Here is a 24893-nt window from a genome sequence, read left to right as displayed (position 1 = left end):
GGCAAGATAAATGGCTTATGATTCTGTAAAACGAATGCTGGCAGATGCACAGGAAAAGAATCTGCCCCTTTGGGAAAGTATTCTGTTGGACGACACAGCAGCGCAGAACACTACCCGAGAAGCTTCCCTGCACAAGATGCAGACTTTATGGCAGACCATGCAGAAAAGCTGCAGCGCCTATCAGCCGCAGGAGCGCTCACACAGCGGATTGGTCGGCGGAGACAGCGCAAAGGTCAGCAAAGCCGCAAAAGATGGTATTCTGCTGGGTGATTCCTTTCTGAATGAAATCATTTCTTTGGCGCTGCGTGTCAGTGAATGCAATGCCTGTATGAAGCGCATTGTTGCCGCCCCGACCGCCGGTTCCTGCGGCGTTTTACCGGCAGTGCTGATTCCGCTTGCAAAAAAAGAAAGCCTGCCAGATACAGCAATTGTGCAGGCACTGTATGTTTCGGCAGGCTTTGGGGAAGTAATTGCACAGAGAGCTTCGATTGCCGGTGCATCCGGTGGGTGTCAGGCGGAAATTGGAACTGCGTCAGCTATGGCTGCTGCTGCACTGGTCTGGCTGAAAGACGGCAGCGGCGAGCAGTGTGCGCACGCCTGTGCCATGGCGCTCAGCAACCTTTTAGGGCTGGTGTGCGACCCGGTTGCCGGGCTGGTTGAAGTACCATGTGTACAGAGAAATGTCACAGGAGCGCTAAATGCCATTGGGGCAGCCAACATGGCTTTGTCCGGTGTTACCTGCCATATTCCAGCAGATGAAGTCATTGATGCCATGGGAAGTATCGGGGACCAAATGCCTACATCTCTGCGCGAAACGGGAAAAGGCGGTTTGGCCGCAACGCCGACCGGACAAAAAATCGCCCAAAAGCTCTCGGTTGGAATACCTAAAAACTAATTTCAGTTTTTCTCTTGAAATGCCGGCAGCATACGGCGCAGATATTGTCCTGTATAAGATTCCGAAACGGCGGCAACTTGTTCTGGTGTTCCCTGTGCTACAATGCTGCCGCCGGCATTTCCTCCCTCTGGCCCGAGGTCTATGATCCAATCTGCCGTCTTAATTAAGTCAAGATTATGCTCAATGACAACAACAGTGTTGCCATTATCGACAAGCTGCTGCAGAACATCAATTAGCTTATGCACATCGGCAATATGCAGGCCGGTCGTTGGTTCGTCCAAAATATAAATAGTCCTTCCTGTTGGCCGCTTGCTTAATTCAGCGGCCAATTTTACGCGCTGCGCTTCACCGCCGGAAAGGGTTGTGGCAGGCTGGCCGATTTTAATATAGCCTAGGCCAACTTCCTGCAGGGTCTGTAGGCGGCGCGCAATGCGCGGAATTGCGTGAAAAAATTCAACACCCTCTTCGACTGTCATTTCCAGTACATCATAAATGGACTTTCCTTTATATTTGATTTCAAGCGTTTCACGGTTATAGCGTTTGCCTTGGCAGACATCACAGGGAACGTAAACATCTGGCAGAAAGTGCATTTCAATTTTGATAATGCCATCGCCTTGGCAGGCTTCACAGCGCCCACCTTTTACATTGAAAGAGAAACGGCTGGATGTGTAGCCGCGCAGTTTGGCGTCCTGCGTGCTGGCGTACAGGTTGCGGATATCTGTAAACACACCGGTGTATGTTGCTGGGTTTGAGCGCGGTGTGCGGCCGATAGGACTTTGATTGATTTGAATGACTTTATCTAGTGCAGAGAGTCCGCGGATTTCCTTAAACTTTCCTGCATGCGTTTTTGCACCATTTAAGTTTGCTGCAAGGTATTTATATAGGATTTCATTGATTAGGGAGGATTTTCCCGAACCGGAAACACCGGTGACACAGACAAACTTACCCAGCGGAATATCTACATTGATATTTTTAAGGTTGTTCTGTTTGGCGCCGATGATTTTCAGCTTTTTCCCGTTTCCTTTGCGGCGGGTCTCGGGAACTCCAACTTTGCGTTTGCCGCTTAAATACTGGCCTGTGATGGAAGCTTCGCAGTTGACAATGCCTGCCGGCGGGCCGTTGTAAATCACTTCACCACCGTGTACGCCTGCACCCGGACCAATATCTACAATATGGTCGGCCACACGCATGGTTTCTTCGTCGTGCTCAACGACAATAACAGTATTGCCCAAGTCCCGTAGATGCTTTAAGGTTGCCAGCAGTTTTGCATTGTCGCGCTGGTGCAGGCCAATGCTAGGTTCATCTAGGATATACACAACCCCCATAAGCGAAGAACCAATTTGTGTTGCAAGACGAATGCGCTGGCTTTCGCCGCCGGAAAGCGTTCCTGCAGAACGCGACAACGTGAGATAGCTCAGCCCTACGCTCTTTAGAAAAGTCAGACGGGAACGGATTTCTTTGAGGATTGGCTGGGCAATGGCCGCATTGCGGCCGGAAAGTGTCAGTGTATCTAAAAAGTCAAGTGCCTCTAGGATTGACATCTTGCAGAACTCCGCAATGTTTTTGCCGCCGACTGTAACAGCAAGGCTCATTGGATTTAGCCGGTTCCCGTGGCAGGCATCACAGGGAATTGCACTCATGTAAGACTCAATTTCTTCTTTAATCCAGTTGCTGCTTGTTTCACGGAAACGACGCTCTAAGTTTGGAATGACTCCCTCGAATACAGCTTCATATTTGCTGTGGCTGAAGCTGCTGTTGCGCTCTACCGGTATTTTTTCGCCTTTGCTGCCATAGAGCAGAATATCTATAATTTCTGGCGGTAGATCCGCAATCGGCGTATCCAAAGAAAAATGATAGTGCTTTGCAAGGCCGTCCATATACATGGCAGCAACGGAGCTGCCCTCCATTGCCCAGCCACTGCCCTTTACGCCGCCTTTACGGACACTCAGCGATTTGTCTGGCAAAATAAGGTCGGGATCGATTTTCATAAAGACGCCTAGACCTGTGCATTTAGGGCAGGCACCGCTGGGATTATTAAAAGAAAACATCTGCGGTGTCAGTTCATCAACACCAAGTCCGTGCTCAGGGCAGGCATAGTTTTGGCTAAAAAGAATATCTTCTCCCTCAGAGGGGCTGACAACAATCAGCCCACCGGTAAGGGATGAAGCTGTTTCCAAACTGTCTGCCAAGCGGGAGCGGATTTCCGGTTTGATAATCAGGCGGTCAACAATAATATCAATCGTATGCTTTTTGTTTTTTTCAAGTTCGATTTTTTCAGAGAGATCATACAGAATTCCGTCAACACGCGCGCGGACAAACCCGCTTCTGCGGGCTGCTTCAAGTTCTTTGACATGGGTACCTTTGCGGGCACGTACGACTGGTGCCATAATTTGAATTTTTGTGTGCTCCGGCATTTTTAAAATCCGGTCGACAATCTGGTCAATGGTCTGCTGCTGTATCTCTCTGCCACATATCGGGCAATGCGGAATACCGACACGGGCATATAGAAGACGCAGGTAATCATAGATTTCCGTTACGGTGCCAACAGTGGAGCGCGGGTTCTTAGAGGTTGTCTTTTGGTCAATAGAAATAGCAGGAGAAAGGCCCTCGATATAGTCGACGTCCGGCTTTTCCATCTGACCCAGGAACTGACGTGCATACGACGACAGCGACTCCATATATCTGCGCTGGCCCTCAGCGTAAATGGTATCAAAGGCAAGGCTGCTTTTCCCTGATCCGGAAAGGCCGGTAAAAACAATTAGTTTATCACGCGGGATTTCCAGATCGATATTTTTCAAGTTGTGCTCCCTTGCACCTTTAATAAAAATCGTTTTGGAAGGCATATCATTTTCCTTTCTTCATTTCCGTGATCCGGTCGCGCAAAGAAGCGGCGCGCTCAAACTCAAGCTGCCGTGCGGCTTCTTTCATTTCTCTGGTCAAGCGGGCAATCTCTTCTTCCCGCTCAATCGGCGAAAGTCTGCGCTTTTGCTTTTTACGACCTTTTGCTTTATCTTTTCCAGTCGAAATCTCCAAGACATCCGCGACTTTTTTGGTAATGGTTTTGGGTGTAATGCCATGCGCTTCATTGTAAGCTTGCTGCAGGCTGCGGCGGCGGTTGGTTTCACGGATAGCCGCCTCCATACTGGGCGTTACAGTATCGGCATACATAATGACGTGTCCCTCAGCGTTGCGCGCCGCACGGCCGATTGTCTGAATCAAGCTGCGCTCACTGCGCAGAAATCCTTCTTTGTCGGCATCCAAAATGGCGACCAAACTGACTTCCGGAATATCCAGCCCCTCACGCAGCAAGTTAATACCGACTAAAACATCAAATTCGCCAAGGCGCAGATCGCGAATAATCTCCTGCCGCTCGACAGTGTCAATGTCGTGGTGCATGTATCGCACACGAATGCCCATATTCTCCAGATAGGCGGTTAAATCTTCTGCCATTTTCTTAGTTAAAGTTGTTACCAGCACGCGCTGCTTTTTTGCTGCGCGCAAATGAATTTCAGAAATCAAATCATCAATTTGCCCTTCTGTTGGTTTCACATCAATTTCCGGGTCAAGCAGTCCGGTCGGACGAATGACCTGCTCAACGACCTGCGACGCTTTCTCAAGCTCGAAATCACCCGGAGTTGCACTGACAAAGATTGCTTGATTAATATGTTGATAAAATTCATCGAAATTAAGCGGCCGGTTGTCGTAAGCGCTGGGCAGGCGAAAACCAAAGTCAATCAGGTTCTTTTTGCGTGCTTTATCGCCGCCGTACATGCCTCCCACTTGCGGCAGTGTGACATGCGACTCATCTACAAACATTAAAAAATCATCTGGGAAATAATCCAGCAGGGTAAAGGGCGCACTGCCTGCCGGCCTGCCGGACATGACCCGCGAATAGTTTTCAATGCCTTTGCAGAAACCAATTTCCTGCAGCATTTCCATATCATAAGTTGTGCGTTCCCGTATCCGCTGTGCCTCGATGAGTTTTCCGTGTTCTTCAAAAAATTTGACCCGATCTTCCATTTCGGCCTGAATATCCGTAAGGGCGCGCTGCATTTTTTCCCGCGGAACAATATAATGCGAAGCCGGATAGATTGCAACGTGTTTTAAGTCTGCTTTCAGTTCCCCGGTTAAAGCGTTTCGCTCACTGATGCGGTCAATTTCGTCGCCAAAAAATTCGACCCGAATAACAGTATCATTGGAGTAGGACGGAAAAATTTCGACTACGTCGCCATGAGCGCGGAATTTATTGCGCGAAAGCTCTATGTCGTTCCGCTCATATTGCAGCTCAACCAGCTTCTTTAAAAGCTCGTCCCGGTCTTTCTGCATGCCTGGGCGCAAAGATATAACCATATTGCGGTAATCAATTGGGTCACCCAAAGAATAGATGCAGCTGACACTGGCAACGATAATCACATCCCGCCGCTCAGATAAAGCAGAAGTTGCCGAATGGCGCAGTTTATCAATTTCGTCATTTATGGCAGAGTCTTTTTCAATATAGGTATCTGTTTGCGCAATATAGGCTTCCGGCTGATAGTAATCGTAGTAACTGACAAAGTATTCTACAGAATTGTTTGGGAAAAAAGCGCGGAACTCAGAACAAAGCTGTGCCGCAAGGGTTTTATTGTGTGCCAGCACCAGTGTAGGGCGATTCATTTGGGCGATGACGTTTGCCATTGTAAAGGTCTTACCTGAACCTGTAACGCCCTTTAATACCTGCTCTTTATCCCCGCTTTTCAGGCCACGCACCAGGCTGTCGATTGCCTGTGGCTGGTCACCAGTGGCCTGATACAGTGAAACTAGCTGAAAATCCATGTTATTACTCCTGTTGGTTTGTATCCGCGACTTCATATTCATATGCAGAAGGATCTTTCGGTGCTTTTTCTGCGCTGTCAAAATATCCGCTTTGTTTGAGGGAAAGATAATCGTTTTGTGAGATAATAAAATGATCGACTAAGTGAACATCCACACTGGCAAGCGCCTGCTGTATCAACTTTGTCGCCTGCAAATCCTGCACCGAGGGCAGCAGCTCACCGCTGGGGTGATTGTGCGCCAAGAAAGCAAATACAGCTTCATACTTAACAGATGTCTGTACGATTTTACGAATATAAATATTAGCAGTTGTTGCGCTGCCTTCATTGATCGCATCACAAAAAAGGATTCGGTGACGGGAATTGAGCAGCATCAGCAGGACAAACTCATGCTTTTTACCAAGGAACCAGTTGCAAAGGTATTTTGCGGCGTCCTCTTCGCCGGCAATAGAGTGCACGTTTTTTTGCAGGCTGAGTTGATAGCGGCGGTAAATATCCGGCAGCAGTTTCAGCAGAAAAGCCGCATTTTCTCCAATTCCTTTTACTGTCATTAGGTCTTCCTCCGGTGCATCTAAAACACCAGCCAAGGAGCCGAAGCGCTCTAATAAGCGGTGTGCAAGCGGATTCGTGTCCTGATAAGGAATTGCATAGTAAAGAAGCAGCTCCAAAACTTCATGTTCTGCAAAGCCATCTAGTCCCTCTCTGCGGCAGCGGTTCCGCAGGCGCTCCCGATGTCCGCTGTGTAAATTGCTTTTTTCCGCTGCCATAAGTGCTGGGCGCTTCCTTTCCCGTGGTTTTATGTGCTACTATTATACACGAAACGAGCAGATTTGGAAAGCTTTTTTCGAAAGGATGTTCTATTTATTGCGGAGCTTTTGTTGACAGTCCTTTTGTACTCTTTCCCTTTTCAGCATAGTATGCTATAATTTTAAGGAATTTTGATGTATGGAGCTTTTGTATGAAAACAGTAACGATTGAAAAAAACGATGCCGGACAGCGGCTAGACAAATTTTTGACCAAAACATACCCGAACCTTCCGCAGTCGATGCTTTATAAAGCGGTACGGAAAAAGGATATTAAACTAAACGGAAAGCGTTGCAACAAGTTTAATGTGCACCTGCAGGAGGGAGATGTGCTGTCTCTTTACCTGAAAGACGACTTTTTGCAGCAGGAGCCGGAATCTTTTGATTTTTTGAAAGCACCTGTTAAGCTGAACATTCTCTATGAAGATGCAAACCTGATGCTGCTCGACAAAAAGCCAGGCTTAATTGTGCACCCTGATGAAACCTATCATTTTGATTCTTTGATTGCCCGTGTACAGCACTATCTATACGACAAAAACGAATATGACCCGCAGGACGAAAATAGTTTTGCGCCCGCCTTGGTAAACCGCATTGACCGCAACACGGGTGGCATTGTGATTGCTGCTAAAAATGCGGAATCCCTGCGGATTCTCAACCAAAAAGTGAAAGACCGGGAGCTGCGTAAACTTTATCTTTGCCTAGTGCATGGCCATTTAAGTCCCCGTGAAGCTACACTAAAAGGATTCCTTACAAAGAATGAAAAACAAAACCGCGTTTATATTTCCACGCACTCGTCCCCTCAAGCAAAGACAATTTTAACAAAGTACCGGGTCCTCCAGGAAAAGAAAGACTGCTCTTTGGTTGAAGTGGACCTGCTGACTGGACGAACACACCAAATACGTGCGCACATGGCAAGCATTGGCCATCCGCTGCTTGGGGACGGAAAATACGGAACAAATGCACTGAATAAGGCCTGCGGCTTTCCCTATCAGGCCCTTTATTCCTATAAGCTGGAGTTCCATTTTACAACTGATGCCGGTATTTTAACGTACTTAAATGGGAAATGCTTTGAGGTAAAGAATATTTGGTTTTTGCCTATCTTTCAGCAATGGGTGTAAGGTGAAGAAAAGTATGGAAGAGTATTACGAATTATTGGGCCTTGCGCCCGGCTGCAGCAAAAAAGAACTAAAAACAGCCTATATGAACGCCATGGCTCATTTGGAAACTGGAGACCTGATCGGTGAGCAGAAGCTGGTACGTGCATATCAGGAAGTGCTGGCAGACATTAAGCAGTGCAGCATTCAGGAAAAGCAGCGTGGATTTTGGAAAACCTCAAAAAAGTCCCGTGCCCGCTACACAGGCCCGCGTGGCAGCAATGCGGCACGCAATATGCTGCAGCGCTTTGGCCTGCGCGATCTGCTTACTGCAGTTGCGATTGTTGTTTTGTCGTGGGTACTATACATTGTCTTAGAAAAAATTACACCCAACATTTTCCCTGGCAGCCAATACCCACTGCTTGCAAAAACTTTCAGCGGGCGGCTGGTTGCGGCTGTTGTGCGGCTTGTGGCCTATCTTGCAGTTTATGCTTTTTATTTTTACTATTTCCTTGTACGAAAAATAAACGGAATGCGTCATCTGCGGCATGGCTTTGTGTATGGCTTCTTCATCTTGCTGATAGGGCTTTCTTTTCCACAGAATCAATTCATCAATACGTATTCTCTGCTGTCGGACGTTTCCGCACTGAAAAACAACAACTTATGCGTTACCCAGAGCACGCTCTTTGAGGACGCCCCCGTACAAACTAACAACGCCTTTGGCGACCTGTACACTTACAGGGGAAAAACCAATACGACAATTTATATTCCAAAGCAGCTGTTTGAGGACCCAAACGGCCAGGTACACCAGGCCGTTGTCACCTTTCTGCCGCATACCCATGCTGCAGGGAAAGTGGAGGTCCGTTCTTTAGAGCACCGCCTGATCAACTGTATCGGTGACAGCTTTTATATCGATTTAAAAGGAAATACGAGTGTAAAAAGCCTGTATTTGCAGCGCAGCACAAAAAAATTAGTCATCGAAAAAAAGGCTGCCGGTAGTCAGAAAAGCCCGGTGCTTTCTGTTGATTTAAATAATCTTTCCCTAAAGAATGCTGCAGGTCAGCCTCTGATGAACACTATTTCTTCTGAAAACATGGCAGCTGTCCTGCTGCCAAATCATAACCTGCTGATTTCTTTCACGGTTGAGGATGTTTCCGGGAGCTATTCCTGTATTGCCGCCGAAGTGCAGCAATCTACCGGAACCATTCTGCATAGCTGGCAGTTAAAGGGTGAATCTATCTACAAATTTTTTTCCTGTTCCGGCAGGTACTATTTCTTTACGCAGGCTTCTGTAAAAGAATCTTTTACAGAAAAGACATATGCCCTGCAGATTTATGACCCCAAAAGTGACGACTTTGTTTACACTGATAAAACACAGTACAACCTCTCGTTTTCGCCGCATATTGCCTCTTTTGACAACGATGGTATCTGGATCTCAAAATACAGCAACGGCAAAGATTTGATTGGAAAATTTGCTGTGCCAAAAGCTTATATGAATTAAAAAATCCGCAGCCAACATATCAAAGCATTGGCTGCGGATTTTCTTTTTATGATTTTCAGGTGTTGTGGTCAACCTTATGAAAAGTTTTTAGGTTTCCGGTTTTTTCAGAGCGCTTGTCAAGCTCTGCTTTTACATCGTCTAGTGTAATCCCCTCGTTTACCATCATTACTGTCAAGTGGTACAGCAAATCGGAAATCTCACCAACGGTATCTTCCTTAACTCCGTTTTTTGCCGCGATAATGGTTTCGCTGCACTCTTCGCCGACTTTCTTTAAGATTTTATCCAGCCCTTTGTCAAACAGATAGCAGGTATAAGAGCCTTCTTCTTTTGCGCTTTTGCGGCTGATAATCGTCTGGTAAAGGTTTTCAAAAGTATCATTCATATCACTGGTACCTCCATGATTTTTCTGAAAAAGCAGCTGTGGTGGCCGGTATGGCAGGCTGCTCCGGTTTGCAGGACCGTGACCAGCAAAGTATCGTCATCGCAATCTCCACGGATGGAAATGACTTTTTGCAAGTGGCCGGAAGTAGCCCCTTTATTCCATAATTCCTGACGGGAACGCGACCAGAACCAGGTGTATCCAGTTTCTAATGTCTTTTTAAAAGATTCACGGTTCATATAGGCAAGCATTAACACTTCGCCTGTTCCATATTCCTGCACGACCGCAGGAATCAAGTTCCCTTTTTGAAAGTATCTCTCAAAATCAAAATTCTGTACATCAGGTGTCATTCGTTTTGTCCTCCTGCTGCAGCCAATGCGTCTTTTACTGTAAGCGTACCGGCATACAGAGATTTGCCGCAGATTACGCCGTAAAGCTCTAATTTTTGCAGTGCGGTGATATCCCTGCGGTCGCGAATACCGCCGCTGGCGACTACATCACAGGAAACCGCTTTGTTCAGTGTATTCAGCATGGTGAGGTTGGGCCCGCTGAGCATGCCATCGCGGGAAATATCCGTAAAGATCAGTGTCTGTGCGCCAATTTGTTCCATCTTTTTTGCAAAGTCAATGTAATGAACCGAAGAAGTATCCAACCAGCCCTCTGCGGCAACCATGCCGTTTCGGGCATCAATACCAATGGCTATTTTCTCGTGGTAAGTGTTAATTGCGAGTTTTGCAAAATCCGGGTCTTTAAGCGCGGCAGAGCCGAGAATTACCCGGGAAACACCGTCCTGCAGATAATATGCAATGGTTTCCATAGAACGAATGCCTCCGCCAATTTCCACTTTCAGGCCAGTATTTCGTACGACTTGAAAGACCAATTCTGCATTGACCGGGTGGGCATCTTTTGCACCGTTTAAATCGACCATGTGCAGCCATTTGGCGCCAGCAGACTCAAATGCTTTTGCGGTCTGCAGAGCGTCCGGCGCTACCTGCTGCGCAGTGGCATAATCCCCTTTGCGCAGGCGTACGCAGCGGCCGTCTTTAATATCGATTGCGGGAAAAATCAACATGGCTGTTTCATCCTTTTCTATTCCGTTTACTTACAGAACGCCTTTTGTCGAAAGTGTGCCGTTATACTGGCTGACAGCCTGCTTGAGCGCATGGCCAAGCGACTTGAAAACTGCCTCTATTTCATGGTGTGCATTATTGCCATATAAAACACTGCAGTGCAGCGTAATACCTGCATTCACAGCAAACGCACGCAGAAATTCTTCGGTAAGGCAGGTGTCGAACTCCCCTACCCGTTCCTGCTGGAAATCCGCGTGAAAAACAAGGTAAGGACGCCCGCTGATATCCAAGCTCGTAAACGCAAGTGCTTCATCCATGGGAATGTAGAAAGAGCCATAGCGGGAAATGCCGCCTTTGTCGCCCAGGGCTTCAGCCAGCGCTTTGCCTAAGACAATGCCGGTATCTTCAACGGTATGGTGGCCATCGACAACCAAATCACCCTCTGCGTGCAGCTGCAGCCCAAGCCCGCCGTGTACGGCAAAGGCAGTGAGCATATGGTCAAAGAAGCCAATGCCGGTAGCGATATCGACTGCGCCGCCGTCCAGGCAGATTGATATGGTAATGTCTGTTTCTTTTGTCTTGCGCGTAACTGTTGCTGTTCGCATAATAGGTGTATCCTCCATCTTGTTTTACCGCCGGTTTATTTTGTGAAAAATTCGTCTATAGCAGAAAGAAAAGCCTGATTTTCTTCTGCAGAGCCTGCCGTAACGCGCAAAAAGCCCGAAAACTTCCGCACCGAAATTTTTCGTGCCATAAGAAAATCGTACGCTTTGGCTGCATCTGCAAAACGAAGGGTTACAAAGTTGGTGCAGCTTTGATAAAGCTGAAAAGCAGCTGGATGACACCTAAGCACCGCAGCTAAGCCGCTTTGCAGGTCATCGCGTGAGCGTTTGATATTCTCGGTGTTTTTATGTAGTGTGCTGCCCTCTTGCAGCAGCAGTGAGCCAATTCTTTGGGTGAGGCTGTTGACATTGTAGGGAGATTTAGCGCTGTGCAGCAAGCCGGTCAGCTTTTCATTTGCCACAGCGAAACCAAGACGAATGGCTGCAAGGCCCATTTTAGAACAGGTCTTTAAAACAATCAGATTTTCGTACTGAGATTCTTTCCCTAAAACAGACTGTTCACTTTCCCAAAAGTCCATATATGCTTCGTCAACTACGACTAAAACTTCTGGTAAATTCTCAACGATCTGCAGAATCTGCTCTTTTGTCAGCCCAAGTGACGTGGGGTTGCAGGGATTGCTGAAAAGGAGCATACGAGCGTGGCTTTCTTTTACCTTGCTCGATCATCTGCTGCGGCGTAACGGTAAAGCCGTCTCCTTTGCAGATTTCTATGCAAACTGCCTCAGCAAGCTTTGGGTAAAAAGCATACATGGAAAAATCAGGTGCTGTGGTGACAAGGGTCTCCCCCTTCATTAAAAAGTTGGAAACAAGGAGGCTAATTAACTCATCAGAGCCGTTTCCAGCAGTCACATGCTTTTTATCTACCTGGTAATAGCTGCCGAAAGCTTCACAGAGCTGTGTAGCATACGGGTCAGGGTAGCGGTTAAATGCTGTCTGCTGTACCAGAGAGGCGGCTTTTTCAGTGAGCGCCGGCGGCAGATTTAGAAAAGACTCATTTGCATCCAGATGAATGATGCCGGGTGTTTCCTCAGTCGGCGTATAGGGCTGCAAAAGCCTTAATTTTTCGTTTACCTGATAAGCCATGTTATTTCCTCACTTGAATGCTGTTTGCGTGGGCGGTCAGGCCCTCGGTTTCGGCGAGCTTGATAATTTCATCACTGACAGGAGAAAGTGCATCTTTGGTATAGTAAATAAAACTGGATTTTTTAATGAAGCTGTCAACAGAGAGCGGCGAGAAAAAGCGCGCGGTTCCGCTGGTAGGCAGAACATGGTTGGGACCGGCAAAATAATCGCCGAGCGGTTCCGGCGAATAGTTACCTAAGAACACGCTGCCGGCATTGTCGATCTTCCCGATATACTCCATTGGAGCCTTTGCACAGACTTCCAAATGTTCTGGTGCAAGGTCATTGGCAAACTCGATTGCTTCGTCCATGCTTTCGCACAAAATGACAGCGCCAAAATTGTCTAGAGAATCCTCAATGATCTCTTTGCGGGAAAGAGTCTTGATCTGCTTGTAGATTTCCTTCACGGTTTCATCTGCAACAGTTTCGCTGGTTGTCAGCAGGACTGCAGAAGCCATGCGGTCATGTTCTGCCTGGCTCATCAGGTCAGCTGCAAGGTACTTCGGCTTTGCGGTTTCATCGGCAACGATTAAAATTTCACTGGGACCCGCCACCATGTCGATGCCAACAGTTCCGTACAGCTGACGCTTAGCCGTTGCAACATAAATATTACCGGGACCGACAATTTTATCTACACGCGGAATGCTTTCTGTGCCATAGGCCAATGCAGCGATTGCCTGCGCACCGCCGACCAAAAAGACCCGGTCAACACCGGCAATCAGCGCTGCTGCCATAATGTTAGGATTCGGTTTGCCGTCTTTTCCGGGCGGTGTCGTCATAATCAAATCTTTAACACCGGCAATTTTAGCAGGAATAGCGTTCATTAAAACGCTGCTTGGGTAAGCAGCCGTACCGCCGGGTACATAAAGGCCCACACGGGTAAGGCCGCGAATACGCTGGCCCATCATAACACCATCTGCCCGGGGCTCAACCCAGCTCTGCTGCTTTTGGCGCGCATGAAAGTCACGAATATTTTCGGCCGCATGACGAAGCGCAGAAAGGAACTTTGGGTCACACTGTGCAGTGAGCTGCTCCATCTGCTCGTGGGTTACTTCAATGTTTTCAGGGACTGCACCGTCAAATTTCAGCGTGTATGCTTTCACTGCAGCATCTCTGTCTTTTTTGACATTTGCCAAAATTTCTGCGACTGCGGAATCAACCTTTTTACCAGCTGCATCGCTGCGTTCCCGAAACTTTTTGACAAAATCACGGGCAAAATTGCCGCCCTGCCTGACTACCTGTATCATACCTGTTTCTCCTTTGCCTTTTCCATGCGTGCTGCCAGCGTTTCTATTTCTTTTTTCCGCAGCTTCAGGCTTGCTTCATTTGCAATCAGTCGTGCGGAAATTTGACAGATTGTATCGATAACAGCAAGGCCATTTTCTTTCAGAGTATTGCCGGTCTCTACAATATCAACAATTGCATCCGACAGCCCCAGCAGCGGTGCCAGCTCTACACTGCCCTCAATTTTGATAATCTGCACATCCATTGCCCTGCTTTCAAAGTAGGCGCGGGCAATATTTGGGTATTTGCTTGCAATCGTTTTGGTTTGATAGCCAGTAAAGAATTTTTTCCCGGCTGGTCCAGCCAGCGCAAAGCGGCAGCGCCCAAAGCCAAGGTCGAGCAGCTCATAAAAGCTGCCGCCATGCTCCATGATAGTGTCTTTGCCGACAACACCAAGGTCGCAGACGCCGTGCTCTACGTAAGTGATTACGTCAGCTGCCTTTGCTAAAACGACTTCAATAGATCCGTCACCAATCGGCAAAATCAGCTTGCGGCCTTTGTTGTGCACCGCATCACAATTCATCCCGATTGTTTCTAAAAGAGAAATTGTATCTTCTTCTAAGCGGCCCTTGGTCAGTGCAATCCGCAGCGGTTTCATAGCAGCACCTCCGAAATCTGCGCTCCGACAACATCCAGTCTGCCGATACCTAAAGAGCGCGCATAAGACTCTGCTTCTGCCTGGGTTGTTGCCACACTGGTTTCACAGCGCAGGCCCTGCCGGGTAAGTGCACGCGCGTGTGCAAGCGCTTTAATGGAATATCCATTTTCACTGTATACCAAAATCTGTGCGGCAGGCGGCGCACTGTAATGTCCGTTTGCAAGGGCAATTCGTGTCAGTGCGTCTACATTGATGCCAAAACCAATAGCGGGCATAGGGCAGTGAAAATGCTTCAGCAGGTTGTCGTAGCGGCCTCCCATTAAAATAGAGTCACCGTAGCCCTCTGTATAGGCTGTAAAGATCAAATCAGTATAATAATCATTGCGCTGTACAAGGCCAAGGTCAACAATAACCCGGCCGCCAAGGCCAAGGTCCTGTACCGCGTGGTACACCTTGTGTAAATAAGAAAGCATTTCCAGACCAGCCTTTGTCGGGCAGACTTCCTTTGCCTGCTGAAAGACCTCTTCTCCGCCAAACAGACGCGGCAGGCGCCGCATGCCACTGACAGCAATCGTCTGCGGCAGAGCGTCTAAGATTGTATCAAGGGCCGCATAGTTTTTGGTTTCGATTGCGCTGCGGATATCTTCCCGCTGCTCATCCGAAATAGGAAGCTGACGCGCGAGTTCGCGAAAAAAGCCGGCGTGGCCGAGCTCTAGACGAAAATCAGGGCAGCAGGCAGAAAGTGCCTCTACCGCGGTAGTCAACACCTCTAAGTCCGAGCGAATGCCGGAGGCACCCATCAGCTCAATTCCCGCCTGCGCATTTTCATCCAGCCGGCCAGCAAGACCGGGATTGCTGCGGTAGACCGGTTGTGTATAAAACAGCCGCAGCGGAAGCTGATGATTTTGCAGGCGTGTTGCAACGAGGCGTGCAATCGGCAGAGTAGAGTCCGGGCGCATTACGATCAGGCGTCCGCGGCGGTCTGTCATTTTGTACATTTCTTCTGCGCTGATACCGGAAATATCCGGGTCAAACACATCGTAATACTCTAAACATGAAGTCATCACTTCATTGTACCCGCGCGTACGAAAAGCGTTGGTCAGCTTGTTTTCTACTGCCCGGCGCGCAAGACATTCCTCAAAGAGGAGGTCGTGGGTGCCCTCAGGCGTAATTAAATTGTTTTTCTTCATATAAAGCACTCAATCCTTACGTCTTTACTTTAGTGTGCTAATATAATAGCATGATAAATTATCGCTGTCAACAGTCTTTTTTATTTATGCAAATAAAGTCATTTGGCTGCTCTGCGGCAGACCGTCTAGTGCACCGGCGTCACGCAGGTTTTCAATCACAGATTTACTGACCTTGCTGCGTGTCTGCAGGTCGTCTACAGAAATATATACGCCGCCGTCTTTTGCGGCAGCCAGCGCATTGGCAGCGGCTTCGCCGACACCGCTGATGGAGGCAAACGGCAGGCGGACTTTGCCATCTTCGACTAAGTATTTGCGCGCATCTGATTTGTAAAGATCAATCGGAAGTACACCAATGCCGCGCGCAAGCATTTCGTTGACGATCTGCAATGTACCGAATGCGTCTTCTTCCTTTTTACTGGCTTCTTTTCCCTTCTGCTGAATTTCGTGCATCCGTTTCTGTACTGCGGCGCGGCCTTTTACGACCGTGGCACCATCGAAGTCTTCTCCGCGCACCGTAAAGTAAGCGGCGTAGTACTCCACCGGTTTATGCACTTTGTACCAGCCTAGCCGCAGTGCTGAAATCATATAAGCTGCTGCGTGCGCCTTTGGGAACATGTACTTGATTTTGAAACAGGAATTGATATACCACTGCGGAACATTGTGCTCTTTCATCGCCTTGATGTGGTCCTCTGTCAGCAGCTTGGGAGCCTTGCCCTTACGGGTAATCTCCATAATTTTAAATGCCATTTTGGGTTCAAGGCCTTTCTGCAGCAGGTAAGTCATAATGGAGTCACGTGTACCAATAACCTCTGAAATTGTGCAGGTGCCGTCCTTAATCAGGTCCTGCGCATTGCCCAGCCAAACATCGGTGCCGTGTGACAGACCAGAAATCTGCAGCAGGTCGGTAAAAGTTTTCGGCTGAGAATCCATCAGCATCTGCCGCACAAAAGGTGTACCCAGTTCTGGCATAGAAAAAGTGCCTGTCTGGCAGTCGATATCCTCTGCCGTAACGCCTAATGCTTCTGGTGAATGGAACAGGCTCATGACCTTGGGGTCACTCATAGAGACTGACATCACCGGAATGCCAGTGTATTCCTCAAGATACCGATAAATAGTCGGCACATCGTGACCGAGCTCGTCCAGTTTACAAATCGTATCATGTATGGAATGGAAATCAAAGTGTGTGGTGACATTATCATTTTTCTGGTCATTGGCAGGGTGCTGTACTGGGCAGAAGTCGTAAATTTCGTATCCGCGCGGTACAACGACCATGCCGCCGGGGTGCTGACCGGTAGTGCGCTTAATGCCGGTGCAACCCTGTGCCAAGCGCAGCTCTTCTGCAGCATGCAGGGTTACATTGTTGGTTTCCTGATATTTTTTTACATAACCGTAAGCAGTCTTGTCCGCAACGGTAGCAATGGTACCTGCCTTAAATACGTGGCCTTTGCCGAAAAGTGTTTCTGTATATCGATGTGCGCCGCTTTGGTACTCACCGGAAAAGTTTAGATCAATATCCGGCGTTTTGTCGCCGTCAAAGCCCAAAAAGGTTTCAAAAGGAATGTTGTGTCCGTCCCGCCGCAGCGGTGAGCCGCAGACCGGGCAGGTCTTTGGTGGCAGGTCGAAGCCAGAGCCATAGCTGCCATCTGTAATAAATTCACTGTATTTGCAGTAAGGACAGATGTAATGCGGCGCCAGCGGATTGACTTCCGAAATACCGGACATACTGGCGACAAACGAAGAACCAACGGAACCACGCGAACCGACTAAATAGCCGTGGTCTTCACTGTCTGCGACCAGTTTCTGTGCTGTCATATACAAAACAGAAAACCCGTGTTTGTTGATAGAACCCAGTTCTCGGTCAAGCCGCTTTTTAACGATTTCTGGCAAAGGCTCGCCGTAAATCTGTTTTGCACGCTTCCAGCAGATTTCGTTCAGCTGCTTTTCGGCGCCGTCGATAAATGGTGGGAAAACACCATTTGGAATTGGCCGGATTTCTTCACACATATCTGCAATTAAATTTGTATTTTTAACAACGACTTCGTAAGCAAGGTCTTTGCCTAAGTAGTCGAATTCTTTGAGCATTTCGGCCGTTGTGCGGAAATAAAGCGGCGCCTGCTCTTCGTTGGGATTAAAGCCCTGTGCTGTTTGCAGGATTTTGCGGTAAGAGCCGTCTTTCGGGTCCAAAAAATGCACATCACAGGTAGCTACAACCGGCTTGTGCAGGGCACGGCCCAGCCGGATAATTGTTTTGTTGATATCGTGCAGCTGCTCTGCGCTTGCAAGGGAACCGTTGCGCACCATAAACATATTGTTGCCGTCAGGCTGTATTTCAAGGTAATCGTAAAAACTGGCGATTTCCATAAGCTGGTTCCACGGTTTACCGGCAAAGACAGCGCGGTAAAGTTCCCCTGCTTCGCAGGCACTACCGATAAGCAGGCCCTCGCGGTATTGAATCAGCTCACTTTTGGGAATACGCGGATTGCGATAAAAATACTTTAAGTGCGCCATAGAAATCAGTTTATAAAGATTTTTCAGACCAGTCTGATTGCGCACCAAAATAATTTGGTGATAAGAACGAATCTTTTTCGCACTGCCCTGATTGTGGTAAGCCGCCAAAGAACTGTTTATATCCGCCACAGTTTTTGCCTTTGCGTCCTCTTTCAGGCGCTGCAGCAGAACAATGAAAATCTGCCCCAGCATGGCCGCATCATCACAGGCACGGTGGTGATTGAATTTTCCGAGTTTCAGGTACTTGGCTACGGTATCCAGCTTGTAATTTTTTATATCTGTCAACATAGCCCGGCACATTGGAAGAGAATCAATGTAAACATACGGGAACTCCATATTGTGGCGCTGTGCGGCAATACGGATAAAGGAAGTATCAAAATCCGCATTATGCGCCACTAGTACAGCATCTTTTCCGCAAAAATCGTAAAACTTTTGAATGGCCTCTTCTTCACTGGGAGCACCCTCAACCATGCTGTCGGTAATGCCGGTCAGCTGCGTGATTTTTTGCGGAATCGGGCGCTCGGGGTCAACAAACGTGTCAAAATTTTCAACGATTTCTCCGCCGCAGATACGCACGGCACCAATTTCGGTAATACGCTCTTCTTTTGCAGAAAGTCCAGTCGTTTCGATATCAAATGAAATAAACTCTCCATCCAGGGAACGGTCGCTTTCGCCGGTCACTGCAGGAACTAGGTCATTGACAAAGTAAGCCTCTGTTCCGTAAATCACCTTGATTGGTTTGCCCTGCTTTTTTAGGCTGGCAGCTGTATTCATGGCCTCTGGAAAGGCCTGTGCAACACCATGGTCAGTGATTGCCACAGCAGGGTGTCCCCATTCGGCAGCCCGCGTAATCAAATCAGATGCAGAATTGACTGCATCCATCTGTGACATGTTAGTATGCAAATGCAGCTCTACCCGTTTGGCGGGGGCCTTGTCCTCTACTTTTACCTGCTGTACAGTGCCCATGCCGCGCGGGCGTATGACAAATTCACGGCTGTACTTATCAAATTCGTAGTCGCCGCGGACCAAAAGGCTCATACCGTTGTGCAGAGTATCCAATGTGCGGCTGTCCTGCACGGTTTCAAAAAGTTTCAGAGTAACAGAACCGGTATAATCCGTAATGAAAATTGTAAAGATTTTATGTTGCTTATCACGCGTCAGGCGCGTTTCCATGGAAAAGATCTCACCCCAGACTGTTGCAGAACCAATGTCCGGGTTTAAGTCGCTGATAGGTTCTGGCTTTGCTTTCGGCAGGGTTTTATAAAGCGGGCGGGCGGTTTCCAACAAAATGGTCGGAAGCAGTGAGGCACCTTCGCGGACCTCAATGACACTGGGAGAAGTTGTGTGCGCCTGTGAAATGTCATAGTCTTCCTGCCGTGTAACCAGCTCTTCCCGATGCACTTTTTCGGTCTGATGTGCCTGCATTTCCTGATAGCGTTTGCTTTCGCCGTCCACTTCTAAAAGGCCGGTAAACTGGACCTTTACGCTGCAATGAAATTCCTCTTGAATCAACTGAGAAAGCAGACGGTCTGCATGGTGAGAAAGCAGGCGGCTGTAGCCGCCGTGCTTTAATGTGATTTTTAATGTATCATCACAGAGTTCTGCTGTCGAGTCCTGCAAGGTGCCATTAATGGTTGCTTCACGGCGCTTCAGCTCCAAGACCATATCCGGGTAATAGGAAAGATTAAATAAAGACGCGTCATACCGCGGCAGAATGCGGGCCAAAGACAGATGCAGCGGCTTGCAACTGGCAATACGCTTTTCCGCGCCGTAAAGAGTTTGACGTGGAACTAGACGCTGTAAAAGGATTTCAGAAGAAATCGCCCTCTTTTTTGCATTGATCTGCATCTGCTGCAGTTCGCCGGAAAGCAGATCTTCCGGCAGGCCGGAACAGTCGATATATGTACCAAAAAAGCTTTTAAAGGTGTTCATGTATGCCTCAGTTCCCTGTATGAATGTTGATCATATTTGCCAGTACAGGAATACCCCGCACAGAAAGATCCCGGCAGGGTATTTAGTAAAAGCAGAACTATAATCGATCAATTTCTTCCATCAGTGCCGGTACCAGCTCGCTTTCTGGTACGCGGCGAACGATCTTTCCTTTTTTAAAGAGCAGACCAACGCCATCACCGCCGGCTATGCCAACGTCAGCTTCCCGGGCTTCCCCAGGGCCATTTACGGCACAACCCATGACTGCCACAGTAATGGGCTTGCTGCAGCCGCGCAGCCGTTCTTCCACTTCATTCGCAATTTTTATAATATCAATGCGCGTGCGCCCACAGGTTGGACAGGAAACCAGTGTGGGACCGGGCCTGCCCATTTTCAGCGCACGCAGAATATCCTGCCCGGCATACACTTCACGCACTGGGTCTGCTGTCAGCGAAACCCGAATGGTGTCGCCAATGCCTTGCTGCAGCAGTGAACCGATGCCAATAGCCGATTTGATAAGGCCCATTCGCTCGGTGCCAGTTTCGGTAACACCCAAATGCAGCGGGTACGGGCACTTTTTAGCACAAAGCTCATAGGCGCGAATGGTGGTATCAACATCTGAGGACTTAATGGAGATAACAATATCCGTAAAATCAAATTTTTCCAGCAGAGCGGCATGCTTCAGTGCACTCTCTACCAAAGCCTCTGGTGTGGGGCCGCCATATTTTTGCAGCAGGTCCTTTTCTAGAGAACCGGAATTGACCCCGATACGAATCGGCAAATGTTTCTCCCTGCACTTTTCTACAACTGCTTTTACGCGCTCTTCGCCGCCGATATTGCCCGGATTGATACGGATTGCGTCAACGCCGGCATCTGCTGCGGCCAAAGCCAGGCGATAGTCAAAGTGGATATCCGCGACAAGCGGAATGGATACTGTGGATTTGATGACGGGAATCAGCTTGACTGCCGCCTCGTCTGGAATCGCCGCGCGTAAAATTTGGCAGCCAGCCTGCTGCAACTTTACAGCCTGCTGCACACTGTCGGGAATATCTGTAGAGGGAATATTCAGCATAGACTGCACAGTGATCGGTGCACCGCCGCCAACTGCAACGTTCCCCACCATAACCTGCTTGCTTTTCCTCATTTTTTAACCTCCCAGTCCGTGACCGGTCGCAATGCGCAGCACATCACTGACGGCAACAACAGCCATAAACACCAGCAGCAGCCCAAAGAAAGCAGACTCCACTGCTGCCGCGTATTTTGGATTCAGCGGTTTGCGGCGGATTGCCTCAATCAGTAAGAACAAAATTTTTCCGCCGTCCAGAGCGGGAATCGGCAGAAGATTGACAATGCCCAAGTTGACCGTAATGACCATAATGACATAAACGATATTGTTGACAGCGGAAGCAAAGCTTTCTTGCAAACCCGCGTTGGCGGATTCGCTGATAACCTGCACCAAACCGACAGGCCCTGTCACATCATTCAGGCCAAACCGACCGCTCACCAGCCCGGCAAGGCTGACCCAGACCTGTCGTACTACAGAAACCGTATCTGTGAAAGTATGCTGCAGCAGGGTAAGCGGTGTTTTTTTGATAGGACTCACGTAAAAATCCAGTCGTGTCATTTTTTTGCCGTTAGATGCTGTTGTGGTATGGAGCTTTACATTCTGCAGAGATACCGTCTTCCCTGCCCGGCTGACCTGCAGATTTACAGAATCTGGATTTGCCAGTGCAAGTGAAAAAGCTAGGTCATTATACGTATGAATTTTATAACCATTGATGCTGGTAAAACGGTCGCCTACTTGCAGCCCAGCGCTCTGCAGTGCCGACTGGCTGTCAAATTTGCTGATTGTAGCAGAGGCAAAGACAGACTCCTGCCCTAAAAGGATACTCATCAGGACTAAGCCTAAAAGAATATTCATTGTTCCGCCCATGATGAGGACCAAAAAGCGCTGCCATTTGGGTTTGTTACAAAAAGCGCGCGGGTCTACACAGGGATTACCGTCTTCATCTTGGCCGTCTTCACCGGGCATGGCACAAAAACCGCCAATTGGCAAAGCACGCAGAGAGTAGTCTGTTTCCCCTATCTGCTTATGCGCAAGGCGTGGACCCATTCCAATAGAAAATTCGTCTACACGAATTTTACAGGCTTTCGCCGTGAAGAAATGCCCTGCTTCGTGGATTAAAATGGTTAGGCAAAAAAGCAGAACGCCGATTAAAATCAGTAAAACAATCTCAGCCGCTCGGATGAGAATCCCTCCCTGTTACACATGTGACAGCACGTATTCACGCGCATTTTTATCTGCTTTCATTATGACTTCCAATGATAAATCGGAAACGTCCGGCTGACTGCGAACAGCCGCGTTTACCAAATCGCCAATCTGCAGAAAAGAAACCTTCTTTTGCAGGAAAAGCGAAACAGCTGCTTCATTTGCGCCATTCGCTGCGGCCGGTACCGCACCGCCACGTTTCATGGCTTCCATGCAGGCGGAAAAACAGGTAAACGTTTTGGGGTCTGGCTCATAAAAAGTGAGTTTTCCCACTTTGACAAGGTCAAGTTCTTGCACAGGACCGGGCACACGGTCCGGATAAGTCAGCGCATACTGAATTGGTAGACGCATATCTGCTGTGCCGAGCTGCGCAATAATGGCGTTGTCGGCAAACTCGACCATGGAATGGATGATGCTTTCTCGCTGTACCACTACTTGTATCTGCTCACAAGGCACATGGAACAGCCAGCCGGCTTCCATGACCTCCAGTCCTTTGTTCATCAGGGTAGCAGAATCAATGGTGACCTTAGCGCCCATATTCCAATTAGGGTGCTTCAGCGCCTGCTCCGGCGTAACAGAAGCAAGTTCCTCCCGCTTTTTGCCGAAAAAAGGTCCGCCGGATGCTGTCAGCAGAATTTTTTTCAAAGCTTTCCGCGGAGTTCCCTGCAGGCACTGGAAAATAGCACTGTGTTCGCTGTCGACCGGCACCAGGGTGCCTTTGTGCTTTTGCAGAGCGTCCTGTACCAGAGCGCCGCCCGCCACCAGGGTTTCTTTATTAGCTAAAGCAATATCTTTGTCGGCTGAAATTGCTGCCAGGGTAGGCTGTAATCCGGCAATGCCAACGACTGCATTGAGAACGACATCTGCTGCCGGAATGCAGGCTGCAGCACACAGCCCGTCAAGACCGGTAAGAATTGTTGTATCGGTATCCGCTACACGGCGCTTTAATTCTGCCGCTGCCTTTTCCTGATAAACGGCTGCCAGCTGCGGATGGAATTCACGTATCTGCTTTTCCAGCAAATCAATATTAGAATATGCGGCAAGTGCACAGACATTCAGCCGCAGACTGCGTGCAACCTGCAGCGTTTGGGTGCCGATAGAGCCGGTAGAGCCCAAAAGAGAAATACATTTTTTCATTTTATGCCCCATATAAGTATTTAATGATATACCATCGGGAATACCTGTAAAAACAAATAAACAAACGGCGCAACAAAAATGACACTGTCAAAGCGGTCTAAAATGCCGCCATGTCCGGGAATAATCTCGCTGAAATCTTTGATATGGCAGCTGCGCTTGATGATAGAAAAGCTGAGATCGCCCAGCATGGAGAGCAAAGAACCCACTAAGCCGATTACTGCAAGGACCCAGTAGTTGACATGCACAGAACCATACCAGTACAGATTTTGAAAAATGAAGCCAAAGAGCAGCATAATGGCAATATCGGCAATAATACCACCGACAGCGCCCTCTACTGTCTTTTTAGGGCTGATATTGGGACACATCTTGTGTTTACCAAACAAGCTGCCAAAAATATAGGCGCCCGCGTCCGCGACCCACGCCGCGAAAATTGCAACAATCACATGAAACATCCCATGCTTTCCACCCGCATCGCGCAGCAGCACCAAAGTCTGCAGCGCAGTCGGTATAAGAATTGCCATGCTGTAAATAATGGCAACCTCGCGGAACGTGATAACGGAATGGTAAAGAATCATCGCGCCAAAAAGTGCAATGGTATAAATAAAAAAGCACAAATACCGCAGATAACCATTTTCCGTAAACGGCAGCACTGCTGCTAAGAGCATGCTGGGAACCACAAGCGCTACCTGCCGCGTCATTTGCAGCGCAGAGGAAATTTCCCAAACACCCATAATGCTGATAATGGCGATGACGATATTGAGGGCAAGCGGAAACCGTGAGTTGCACAAAACGACTGCAGCCAACAGGATAAGAATCGCAAGCGCTGAAATCAGCCTCTTTCTGATTGAATCCAGTACTTTCATCTTTAAATCCCTCCGAAACGGCGGTTGCGATGCGCATACTCATTCAGTGCATTGTCTAAATCGTCCGTTGTAAAATCAGGCCACAGCACGTTCATGGACAAAAATTCAGCATAAGCCGCCTGCCACAAAAGGAAATTGGAAAGCCGGTGCTCTCCGCTTGGGCGAAGGATAAGATCAGGGTCCGGCTGACCGGCGGTATACAATTCCTGTGAAATAGACTGTTCATCAATGCTTTCTGGTGCAATTTCGCCTGCAGCAGCCTTTGCCGCCAACACACGAACTGCACGAACTAATTCTGCACGGCCGCCGTAATTCATGGCAATATTCAGCACCATGCCCTGCCTGTCTTTGCAGACCTCGGCGGTCTCTTTAATCAGCTTTTGCAAAGAGGGCGCAAAGCGGGCTGTATCTCCTATAAAATTCACTTTAATGTCATCGCTACGAAAGTCGCGCAGGGATTCCTGCAGATACTGCTTAAACAGAACCATCAGCGCGCCGACTTCCTCCGGCGGGCGGGTCCAGTTTTCTGTGGAAAACGCGTAAACGGTGAGATACGAAATACCAATGCTGCTGCAGTAGCGGGCAATCTTTTTAAAGACAGCTGCGCCGACTTTATGACCAGCAGAGCGTGGCAGCCCGCGCTTTTTGGCCCAGCGGCCGTTTCCATCCATAATAATGCCCAAATGTTTGGGTAATAATTCCGGCGACAGAGTAACTTTCTGAGTTGTTTTTTCCATAGGAACCCTCTATATGGTATTTGCTCCCCCGCCAGTACGGAAAAGGGAGCAAATAAAATTTATTGGCGCTCTTGACAGGCAGAA

At 48.4% G+C, this 24893-nt stretch carries 21 protein-coding genes; 3 read left to right on the top strand and 18 right to left on the bottom strand.

Annotated features, from left to right (window positions below):
- Window positions 1-10 precede the first annotated feature (10 nt).
- The gene (gene sdaAA / locus LKE53_04410; GenBank protein MCH3972002.1) at window positions 11-895 is read left to right on the top strand and encodes an L-serine ammonia-lyase, iron-sulfur-dependent, subunit alpha; all 885 of its coding nucleotides are present in this window, start codon (window positions 11-13) and stop codon (window positions 893-895) included.
- 2 nt (window positions 896-897) lie between these two features.
- Here the strand turns inward: sdaAA and uvrA are convergent, their stop codons facing one another.
- From uvrA to radC, 3 genes are read right to left on the bottom strand one after another with little or no spacing between them, the layout of a single operon-like run.
- Entirely contained in the window at window positions 898-3738 is a 2841-nt protein-coding gene (gene uvrA, locus LKE53_04405; protein ID MCH3972001.1) for an excinuclease ABC subunit UvrA, read from the bottom strand.
- Window position 3739: 1 nt separating this feature from the next.
- On the bottom strand, window positions 3740-5707 hold the full coding sequence (uvrB, locus tag LKE53_04400; GenBank protein MCH3972000.1) for an excinuclease ABC subunit UvrB: 1968 nt from the start codon (window positions 5705-5707) through the stop codon (window positions 3740-3742).
- 4 nt (window positions 5708-5711) lie between these two features.
- A complete protein-coding gene (gene radC / locus LKE53_04395; protein ID MCH3971999.1) occupies window positions 5712-6470 on the bottom strand; it encodes a DNA repair protein RadC in 759 nt (252 codons plus the stop codon).
- Window positions 6471-6661: 191 nt separating this feature from the next.
- Between radC and LKE53_04390 the strand changes: the two genes are divergently transcribed.
- Both LKE53_04390 and LKE53_04385 read left to right on the top strand, forming a co-directional pair.
- Window positions 6662-7624: an RluA family pseudouridine synthase gene (locus LKE53_04390; protein MCH3971998.1), complete on the top strand. Its 963-nt coding sequence runs from the start codon at window positions 6662-6664 to the stop codon at window positions 7622-7624.
- Between the two features lie 13 nt (window positions 7625-7637).
- Window positions 7638-9101, top strand: coding sequence for a J domain-containing protein (locus LKE53_04385; protein ID MCH3971997.1), 1464 nt, complete (start codon window positions 7638-7640; stop codon window positions 9099-9101).
- A 55-nt stretch (window positions 9102-9156) separates the two neighbouring features.
- Here LKE53_04385 and hisE read toward each other — a convergent pair whose 3' ends face one another.
- The 15 genes from hisE to LKE53_04310 form a co-directional block, all read right to left on the bottom strand.
- Window positions 9157-9483 carry a phosphoribosyl-ATP diphosphatase gene (gene hisE, locus LKE53_04380; GenBank protein MCH3971996.1) on the bottom strand — a complete coding sequence of 109 codons (327 nt, stop codon included), beginning with the start codon at window positions 9481-9483 and terminating at the stop codon, window positions 9157-9159.
- Window positions 9480-9830, bottom strand: coding sequence for a phosphoribosyl-AMP cyclohydrolase (hisI, locus tag LKE53_04375; protein MCH3971995.1), 351 nt, complete (start codon window positions 9828-9830; stop codon window positions 9480-9482). The genes hisE and hisI overlap by 4 nt, the downstream gene beginning before the upstream one ends.
- Window positions 9827-10552 carry a 1-(5-phosphoribosyl)-5-[(5-phosphoribosylamino)methylideneamino]imidazole-4-carboxamide isomerase gene (gene hisA / locus LKE53_04370; protein MCH3971994.1) on the bottom strand — a complete coding sequence of 242 codons (726 nt, stop codon included), beginning with the start codon at window positions 10550-10552 and terminating at the stop codon, window positions 9827-9829. Before hisA ends, hisI begins: the two co-directional genes overlap by 4 nt.
- A gap of 30 nt (window positions 10553-10582) precedes the next feature.
- The gene (gene hisB, locus LKE53_04365) at window positions 10583-11155 is read right to left on the bottom strand and encodes an imidazoleglycerol-phosphate dehydratase HisB (protein ID MCH3971993.1); all 573 of its coding nucleotides are present in this window, start codon (window positions 11153-11155) and stop codon (window positions 10583-10585) included.
- Window positions 11156-11190: 35 nt separating this feature from the next.
- A complete protein-coding gene (locus tag LKE53_04360; GenBank protein ID MCH3971992.1) occupies window positions 11191-11805 on the bottom strand; it encodes an aminotransferase class I/II-fold pyridoxal phosphate-dependent enzyme in 615 nt (204 codons plus the stop codon).
- Window positions 11732-12256, bottom strand: coding sequence for a hypothetical protein (locus LKE53_04355; protein MCH3971991.1), 525 nt, complete (start codon window positions 12254-12256; stop codon window positions 11732-11734). Before LKE53_04355 ends, LKE53_04360 begins: the two co-directional genes overlap by 74 nt.
- 1 nt (window position 12257) lies before the next feature.
- A complete protein-coding gene (gene hisD / locus LKE53_04350; protein ID MCH3971990.1) occupies window positions 12258-13541 on the bottom strand; it encodes a histidinol dehydrogenase in 1284 nt (427 codons plus the stop codon).
- The gene (hisG, locus tag LKE53_04345) at window positions 13538-14176 is read right to left on the bottom strand and encodes an ATP phosphoribosyltransferase (protein ID MCH3971989.1); all 639 of its coding nucleotides are present in this window, start codon (window positions 14174-14176) and stop codon (window positions 13538-13540) included. Before hisG ends, hisD begins: the two co-directional genes overlap by 4 nt.
- Window positions 14173-15366: an ATP phosphoribosyltransferase regulatory subunit gene (gene hisZ / locus LKE53_04340; GenBank protein ID MCH3971988.1), complete on the bottom strand. Its 1194-nt coding sequence runs from the start codon at window positions 15364-15366 to the stop codon at window positions 14173-14175. The genes hisG and hisZ overlap by 4 nt, the downstream gene beginning before the upstream one ends.
- 84 nt (window positions 15367-15450) lie before the next feature.
- Window positions 15451-19806, bottom strand: a complete 4356-nt coding sequence (locus tag LKE53_04335) for a PolC-type DNA polymerase III (protein MCH3971987.1) — start codon at window positions 19804-19806, stop codon at window positions 15451-15453.
- 97 nt (window positions 19807-19903) lie between these two features.
- Window positions 19904-20947 (bottom strand): flavodoxin-dependent (E)-4-hydroxy-3-methylbut-2-enyl-diphosphate synthase, encoded by a 1044-nt coding sequence (ispG, locus tag LKE53_04330; GenBank protein ID MCH3971986.1) that lies wholly within the window; start codon window positions 20945-20947, stop codon window positions 19904-19906.
- Window positions 20948-20950: 3 nt separating this feature from the next.
- Entirely contained in the window at window positions 20951-21985 is a 1035-nt protein-coding gene (locus LKE53_04325) for a M50 family metallopeptidase (protein ID MCH3971985.1), read from the bottom strand.
- An 81-nt stretch (window positions 21986-22066) separates the two neighbouring features.
- Window positions 22067-23209: a 1-deoxy-D-xylulose-5-phosphate reductoisomerase gene (locus LKE53_04320; protein ID MCH3971984.1), complete on the bottom strand. Its 1143-nt coding sequence runs from the start codon at window positions 23207-23209 to the stop codon at window positions 22067-22069.
- 20 nt (window positions 23210-23229) lie between these two features.
- Complete coding sequence (locus LKE53_04315; GenBank protein MCH3971983.1) at window positions 23230-24072, bottom strand: phosphatidate cytidylyltransferase; 843 nt, start codon at window positions 24070-24072, stop codon at window positions 23230-23232.
- Between the two features lie 2 nt (window positions 24073-24074).
- Window positions 24075-24809, bottom strand: a complete 735-nt coding sequence (locus tag LKE53_04310) for an isoprenyl transferase (GenBank protein MCH3971982.1) — start codon at window positions 24807-24809, stop codon at window positions 24075-24077.
- Between the last annotated feature and the right edge of the window lie 84 nt (window positions 24810-24893).

Source organism: Oscillospiraceae bacterium (assembly GCA_022483045.1).
In the GTDB taxonomy this organism is placed as follows: domain Bacteria; phylum Bacillota; class Clostridia; order Oscillospirales; family Acutalibacteraceae; genus Caproicibacterium.
The sequence above is the reverse complement of the archived record's forward strand: the minus strand, read 5'-3'. Positions and strand labels throughout refer to the sequence as shown.